The 6,923-nt window shown below is 37.7% G+C and carries 6 protein-coding genes; all 6 read left to right on the top strand.

The genetic code is table 11. The features are described 5' to 3' along the window. Window positions 1-84 precede the first annotated feature (84 nt). The 6 genes from FJR38_RS16195 (at window position 85) to FJR38_RS16170 (ending at window position 6,570) form a co-directional block, all read left to right on the top strand. Window positions 85-909, top strand: coding sequence for a hypothetical protein (locus tag FJR38_RS16195; protein ID WP_168497611.1), 825 nt, complete (start codon window positions 85-87; stop codon window positions 907-909). 112 nt (window positions 910-1,021) lie between these two features. Beyond that, window positions 1,022-1,714: a hypothetical protein gene (locus FJR38_RS16190; RefSeq protein ID WP_168497610.1), complete on the top strand. Its 693-nt coding sequence runs from the start codon at window positions 1,022-1,024 to the stop codon at window positions 1,712-1,714. Window positions 1,715-1,724: 10 nt separating this feature from the next. Then, a complete protein-coding gene (locus tag FJR38_RS16185) occupies window positions 1,725-3,287 on the top strand; it encodes a TrbI/VirB10 family protein (protein WP_168497608.1) in 1,563 nt (520 codons plus the stop codon). A gap of 39 nt (window positions 3,288-3,326) precedes the next feature. Beyond that, window positions 3,327-3,911 carry a hypothetical protein gene (locus FJR38_RS16180; RefSeq protein WP_254445321.1) on the top strand — a complete coding sequence of 195 codons (585 nt, stop codon included), beginning with the start codon at window positions 3,327-3,329 and terminating at the stop codon, window positions 3,909-3,911. 608 nt (window positions 3,912-4,519) lie between these two features. After that, the gene (locus tag FJR38_RS16175; protein WP_168497606.1) at window positions 4,520-5,749 is read left to right on the top strand and encodes a lipid-A-disaccharide synthase; all 1,230 of its coding nucleotides are present in this window, start codon (window positions 4,520-4,522) and stop codon (window positions 5,747-5,749) included. 326 nt (window positions 5,750-6,075) lie between these two features. Further along, window positions 6,076-6,570 carry a hypothetical protein gene (locus tag FJR38_RS16170; RefSeq protein ID WP_168538127.1) on the top strand — a complete coding sequence of 165 codons (495 nt, stop codon included), beginning with the start codon at window positions 6,076-6,078 and terminating at the stop codon, window positions 6,568-6,570. Window positions 6,571-6,923 lie beyond the last annotated feature (353 nt).

Genomic DNA, 6,923 nt, shown 5'->3' with positions numbered 1-6,923 from the left:
CGAACGTCTTCCAAAAAAATAGGCTTAACTGAACCGTATCAGAATATAAATCTGAATAATATTAAATAGGATGAATATGATAATATGACAAACTTACTTAACAAGAAAAAACCACAAGGAAATATTTTAAATACATTTGCGATCGCTACTTTTAGTTTGCATCTATTGGTGTTATTTTTGTTCATCCTCCAAGGGTTAAACATTCGTCAACTGAGTATTAGAAAACCGCCTAACTTTGTGCAAATGATAGATGGTAAAACCCCATCTGTAACTGATGATTTAGCTAGAGATCCTGAAGCCATTCGCCAATTTATTAGTAAAACCATGATATCCATGTTTAACTGGTCAGGAACGCTACCAATACAAACTATTGAAGCCTCGACAAAACCGCAACCAGATCCAGGAATTACAGTGAGAACATCACAGGGTGGAAATCAAAAAGTGACTACGAATAGTTGGGTTGCTAGTTTTGCGATATCAGAAGATTTTCGGAAAGGTTTCTTAAGTGCGATCGCTCAAATGACACCAGCAGAAGTTTTTTCTAACAACTCCACTCAAGCAATGTCAGCAGAGTTAATTATTAAGCGAATTTATCCCCCAGAACAAATAGAACCTGGTAAATGGAGAGTCGGAATGGTAGCAGATTTGATGCAAAAAAAACGTGCAGATGATAGAAGAACAATAACACCTTTTAATAAAGATTTATTAGTGCGTGCAGTAGATTATTATCCCTATCCTCTACCTGAGATTAGCACCAATATTCAAAAAGCAATTTATAGCAATCGCGCTCAAAAATTAGAAATTTATGAAATTCGGACTTTATGTTTAATAGATAACTACAGTAACCTCAGCAATGATAAATCCAACCCCTGCGGAAATAACAGAACCTCTGACAGCTTTCTTAGATAAATAAAATCCCAAGGACTTACGCAAAATATCTCTGAAACCCTTTTCTCTTCGTGTCCTTCGTTCCTTCGTGGTTTGTTCTTTCGTAACTTGTGCCTCCCTAATTACCCTAATTATGCAACTCATAAAATCAGAAACAAAAAAAAGTAGCATCTTACCACTTTTAGCCGTCGGCACATTTGGCTTACATCTATTTACCTTATTATTACTATTGTTTCATGGTTCTATTTTACAGGATTTAAAAAAGCAATTAACACCTCAAACTTTAGTACAACTTATTGATGGACGTGCCATAAATGTAGACCCCAAACCCAATTATGAACGACATCCAGAAACAATTCGCCGCTTTGTAGGTGAAACCATGATTCTCATGCTTACCTGGTCACGACAACAGCCACCGCTGACAGTATGGGAAATTAGTTCTCAACTTTTATCCTCTGATTTGAAACCGAAATTTCAATCAGATATTACTAACTTAAATGTAACTAATCAATTTGCCAATATTAATCAAGGAACTGAATATGTATTAGTCATAGAAAAGATTTCTCAACCCACACAAATAGCTAATGGAAAATGGGAAATAGAAATGTTTGCCAATCAATTAAATTTTAGTAGTTTTAATAATCTAGGAGCATCAATTCCGTTTAATAAAAAAATCTTACTTAGAGCTATTGATCAACCAAAAACTTTTCTCCCAACCAAACCACTACCATTGCATTTAGCCGCTTACCGTCTTGGAGAAGCGCGGCTAGAAATTTATGATATATGTGACATCAAAGATAATAAATGTTCTGGAAAATCTAACTGAGGAATACACTATGACTTCTTATTCAATTGATTTAAAACTTGCTCAACAACCTCACATCGAACCTAATTCTAAGAAATATGAATTGGAAGTAGATGCTTCAGATTGGGAATCTCAAATGGCCAAATTGGTTGGTTTTAAAGAAGAATCCCCAAAGGTCAACATTGACTCATTAGAAGCAGATATAGAAAGTTTGCAGCCTTCCCAGTTTCAGCCGGAAGAAGTTCCCACTGAACAACCTTTATCATCTAATCCCTTTGCTAAGTTAGCTTTGGTAGGTAGTGGTACTTTTGCTGTAGTTTTGGTAGCTGGTGTATTTTTAACGCAGATTATGAGTACCGGCAATCAAAAGCCAAAAAATAATCTTGCTTCTTCAACAGCTTCATTACCTCCAAAAATTGAACCCCGCGAGCAAAATTTAGAACAAGAAATAGAGACTCTAAAAACAAAATTGGCTCTGGCTGAACAAGTGCAGACTGTAACAGCAGCCCAGCAAAATCTAAGAACTAGAGTAGTTCCTAAATTAGAAACTCCACGAATTAATAATAGAACAATTACACCTGTACAAACTGCTTCTGCACCTCGTGTAGTTACAGTTGAACGCATCATTGAAAATCCCTTTTCTCCATTACCAGTTGTCTCACCAGTTGCTGCTGTCCCGACTGTTGCACCACCAACAGTCCCACTAGAACCGAAGCCAGAAACGCAACCATCTCCACCAGATCCCCTGGAAGAATGGACGAAGTTAGCAAAATTAGGTAGTTATGGTCAGGTTTATACGACTGGTCAATCTAGTGTAAATATGGCTAAATTGTCACCTGTTAATAATAGTAATGTCGCCAATCAGCCAACTCAATCTCAGCCTGAACCCACGCCACCAGAAGAAGATATTCTCGTTAGCCAATCACAAAATTCAAAATCTGTCAAAGTAGGAACTAGTGCTAAAGCTGTATTGGTGACAGCAGTATTTGGGGAAACTACGAGGCCAAATAGTAATAGGAATAATCAACAAGATGACAATCAAGAAATATTTGTGGTGCGGTTGAAAGAACCATTAAAATCTCTAGATGGGGCGATCGCTTTACCAGCCAATACTGAATTATTAGCTCAAATTAGTTCTATTTCTGAACGAGGTTTACTGCGGTTGGATGTGATTAAATTTATTTCGCAAGATAATGACAAACTTCAAGAAATAAGCTTACCCAGCAATGCAATTATTGTTCGCGCTCCTCAAGGTAAACCTTTACTAGCAGGTAAATTTCCTAATAATGGATCGTCTATAGCCAGAATGGATGCTGGATTATTTGTTTTGGGAGGTGTCAGTAAAGCCGCAGAGTTATTGAATCGAGTTGATAGTGAAGTGACTACTAATTCTGGTAGCACTATAGTCACTAACTCTAATTCCCAACGTAATCTAGCAGCAGGTATTGTGGAAGGTGGTTTAAAGTCTATTGTTCCGCAAATTGCCCAACGTAATCAACAAGCAATAACTCAAATGATGCAAAATACTAATGTTTGGATGATACCAGCGGGTCAAGAAGTGGAAATATATATTAATCGCACTATTCAGTTTTAAAGACAAAAAGAAAAACTTGAAATTACCCGAATTTTAAAAATGATGGCGATACATGAAAAGTCTCAAAGACTATATAGGAACATTTTCAAAATCCCCAATCAAAAATCAAAAACGGTTTTACTTCTGACTTTTCTGATTTTATCGGGGTCTATATTATTGTTAGCTGGTCGTGCTGTAGCTAATAATGCGGTTCTCCGTTCGCTGTTTTCCTGTCAAGCTCAGGGTTTATCAGGAGTTGTCCCAACTATCGAAGTTTCTTATCAACAAGGTACAAATTTAAGCTTTCTGCCGGCTGGGGAAACTATTAAAAAGGTTTGGTTAAATGACCCGTCGCAGGTAACTATAGATTTTGATGGATTGATGTGTATGCAGTTTGGAGAAGACCGCCAATTAAGTTCAGGAGATTGTAAAAAATCAGCAGCAAATGTTATGCAACTGCGGCGAATTCCCCGGCTAGAAATTCTGGGATTACCGAAGATGGACAATACACTTTTAACTGTAATTACTGAAGGTCAAGGTACAACTAAGCTCTATACTTTCAGAATTCTCTATCAAGATACTGCTCCTGGTTATCACACTTTAGCTATTTATCCAGATTCAAATGGAGCAAATTGTGTACAGTAGTAGTATGTCAATAGGCGATTATAAAGATGCCTCCGGCACGCTAACGCGAACGCGGCTACACAGACAAAACCCACCTTTGTGGGTTCAAGAGTTTTGGTTTTTTATTAGTCCACCTTCGCGTAGCGTAGAAATAGGTGGACTGCGTTTGTGTAGTAGTGAATTATATTCGCCGGAAACTTGACTACTTTTCAATCATTCTCTTATTCTCTTATGAGTTTGGCTCTTTTTTATCCTTTTTATCCTTTGCATCTTTTTTCGGCTTTTTCACTTCTTTGTTACTTTTTCTTTCTTTAGACATCAGTTTTACCCAACTAGGTTTACTTGTCAAAACTTCCTGATTCTGTTGTTACTAAATCAGGGTGTAGCTTACCTGATCTGTTTTGAAAACAGAAAAAAAAGAATTGCTCATTTATGCTACTTTTTACTACAATACATTGTAATTTAATTTTGTTGTAAATTTGATTAAATGTGACACAAAACTTTAAATACTCTGTATCCATGTCTAATTGAGATTCTGAGTTTCCTCTTCCCTTGCGGTTGGGGGTGAGTTTTTGTGTCTTATTCAATCGAAAAATGCTATATTTTATAATTTATTAGGTAATGATTAAATGAATCCAGTAGATATTATCATTCTTTCCAATGGACCAGGAGAAGTTACAACTTGGGTTCGTCCTGTTGTCAAAGCATTAAGAAAACAATTAGGTGATGATATTTCTCAAGTGAGAATTTCTGTAATTCTCTCACCTTGTCCTCATGCTAGTGGTCAAGAAACTGCGATCGCTCAATCATATCCAGAAGTAAATAGAGTACAAGCACCTGAGCATTTTTGGCAGTTTTTATTGTGGGGAAAAACCGCAGAAAGTTGGGATTGGAGAAGTCAAGGTGTAGTGATATTTCTGGGTGGAGATCAACTTTTTCCGGTGATTGTTGGTAAAAAGTTAGGATATAAAACAATAGTTTATGCAGAATGGGAAGCGCGTTGGCATGGTTTTATAGATAAATTTGCCATTATGAAAGCTCAAGTTGCAAAAAATGTCTCTCCTAAATATGCGAATAAGTTCACTGTTGTTGGTGATTTAATGTTAGACGTAGGGGAAAATGTTCATGGCGGAAGTAAGTTAAATACTACAAAAATTCTCGGAATTTTGCCTGGTTCAAAAGCAGCGAAGTTAACCCAAGGTGTACCTTTAATGTTAGCTATTGCTGAATATATTCATAAAAAATCGCCCCAAATTGAGTTTTTTATCCCAGTTGCTCCAACTTTATCTTTAGCAACTTTAGCTAGTTTTGCTAATCCTGAAACTAATAAATTTACCAAAATTTTTGGTTTTGAAGGTGCATCTTTATCTGGTAATTTACTGACAACTACTACAGGCTTATCTGTGGAGTTAAAACAAGAAAATCCGGCTTATGATTCATTATCTAAATGTTCTCTTTGTCTGACTACGGTTGGTGCAAATACCGCAGAATTAGGTGCATTAGCTATACCGATGATTATCTTATTACCAACCCAACAACTTGATGCAATGCGTTCTTGGGATGGTTTACCAGGGTTATTAGCAAATTTACCAGGGGTAGGTTCTAGTCTTGCTAAGTTAATTAATTGGTGGATGATAAAACACAAGGGTTTATATGCTTGGCCAAATATTTGGGCGCAAGCAGAAATTGTCCCGGAGTTAGTAGGTGAATTACAAGCTTCAGAAGTAGGAGAAATGGTTTTAGATTTTTTAGAAAATCCCCAAAAGTTAGAGGTAATTCGGAATGATTTACGCAATGTTAGGGGTGAAGGTGGTGCTGGTGAAAAACTAGCAATTTTGGTAAAACAAGAGTTGTTTTAGTTTATCAATAATTAAAAAGCGTTTGATCAATGTCTATTCCCTGGGAGTGAAATAGTTGATGCTGTCTATATCAACAGCAGGATGAAATATTAAAAAAAATCACTGATGATTGATAACTAAAGCGATTAGAAATCGCGGCTACACAGACGAAACCCACCTTTGTGGGTTCAGAAGTAACCAAAAACTTTTCAAACATCCTCTAACAGAGAACTACTTGATTTTTGCTGTTGTTAAGGATCTGCAAATGTGCTTTTAATTCCCAGAATTACCACATTGTTTTGGCAACAGTATCAACTTTAGTAAATGCAAAGTAATGACGAAATCTAATGAACACAATATATAGAGAGCATAAAATTGTTTCCCGGTTACTGGCAGTCCTACTGTCTGCATTACTAACAGTACCTTTGCTGACTAGCTGCGGTGGAGGTAATCGCACAGCTACACCGCCACCAGTTGATGACACCATCAGCGGTAGAAATGTGACTAATATTAACCCCGCTAACCAACCTGAAGTCCAAAAGGGTTTATCCACAGGGCAGAAAGTAGGAATTTTAGCAGGTGCAGCGGCACTTTACTATCTCTATAACCAACATAAAAATGCTCAAGGAGAAGGACCACAGGGTAAATATTACCTTTCCAAGAATGGGCGCGTATATTACCGCGATTCTGAAAACCGCGCTCACTGGGTAACTCCGCCACCAGAAGGAATTCGAGTTCCCGAATCGGAAGCTCAAAAATACCGAGACTATCAAGGCTATAACAATCGTGCTACCGGTCGTGATCTAACTGGCTTAAGTTCAAGTTCAGCCCCAGCAATTTAGTTTTAGGGACTTCCAAGAAATAAATTATCCAGATTAACGTTAGCGTAGCGTGGCGTTAGCCATACCGCAGAGGCGCAGAGGACACAGAGGAAAAGGGTTTGAGTGTTTTTTATTTGGAAGTCCCTTAAACAGTAGAAGCCTCTCTCCTACCAGGGAGGCGATGAGATGAATATGCGTGAGATGGAGAGCAGTAATGGTAAATAACTTTTTGCGAAAAGCTAAAGATTTTCTATTAGGGACAGATGAATCGGAGCAAGATACCGAATATCGCGATCGCAATGTCCGCCCAGCCAGTGAAGACCCCTATGGCGACCCCGCAGATTCGGCATCTTTCGGTGATGTCCGCCCAGCTA

This window comes from Anabaena sp. UHCC 0253 (genome assembly GCF_009712085.1).
In the GTDB taxonomy this organism is placed as follows: Bacteria; Cyanobacteriota; Cyanobacteriia; order Cyanobacteriales; family Nostocaceae; genus Dolichospermum.
The sequence above is the reverse complement of the archived record's forward strand: the minus strand, read 5'-3'. Positions and strand labels throughout refer to the sequence as shown.

What these genes read in the sequence shown, in the direction of transcription:
- FJR38_RS16170 (WP_168538127.1), top strand. Translation starts at nt 6,076, where the DNA reads ATGAACACAATATATAGAGAGCATAAAATTGTTTCCCGGTTACTGGCA.
- FJR38_RS16195 (WP_168497611.1), top strand. Translation starts at nt 85, where the DNA reads ATGACAAACTTACTTAACAAGAAAAAACCACAAGGAAATATTTTAAAT.
- FJR38_RS16190 (WP_168497610.1), top strand. Translation starts at nt 1,022, where the DNA reads ATGCAACTCATAAAATCAGAAACAAAAAAAAGTAGCATCTTACCACTT.
- FJR38_RS16175 (WP_168497606.1), top strand. Translation starts at nt 4,520, where the DNA reads ATGAATCCAGTAGATATTATCATTCTTTCCAATGGACCAGGAGAAGTT.
- FJR38_RS16180 (WP_254445321.1), top strand. Translation starts at nt 3,327, where the DNA reads ATGATGGCGATACATGAAAAGTCTCAAAGACTATATAGGAACATTTTC.
- FJR38_RS16185 (WP_168497608.1), top strand. Translation starts at nt 1,725, where the DNA reads ATGACTTCTTATTCAATTGATTTAAAACTTGCTCAACAACCTCACATC.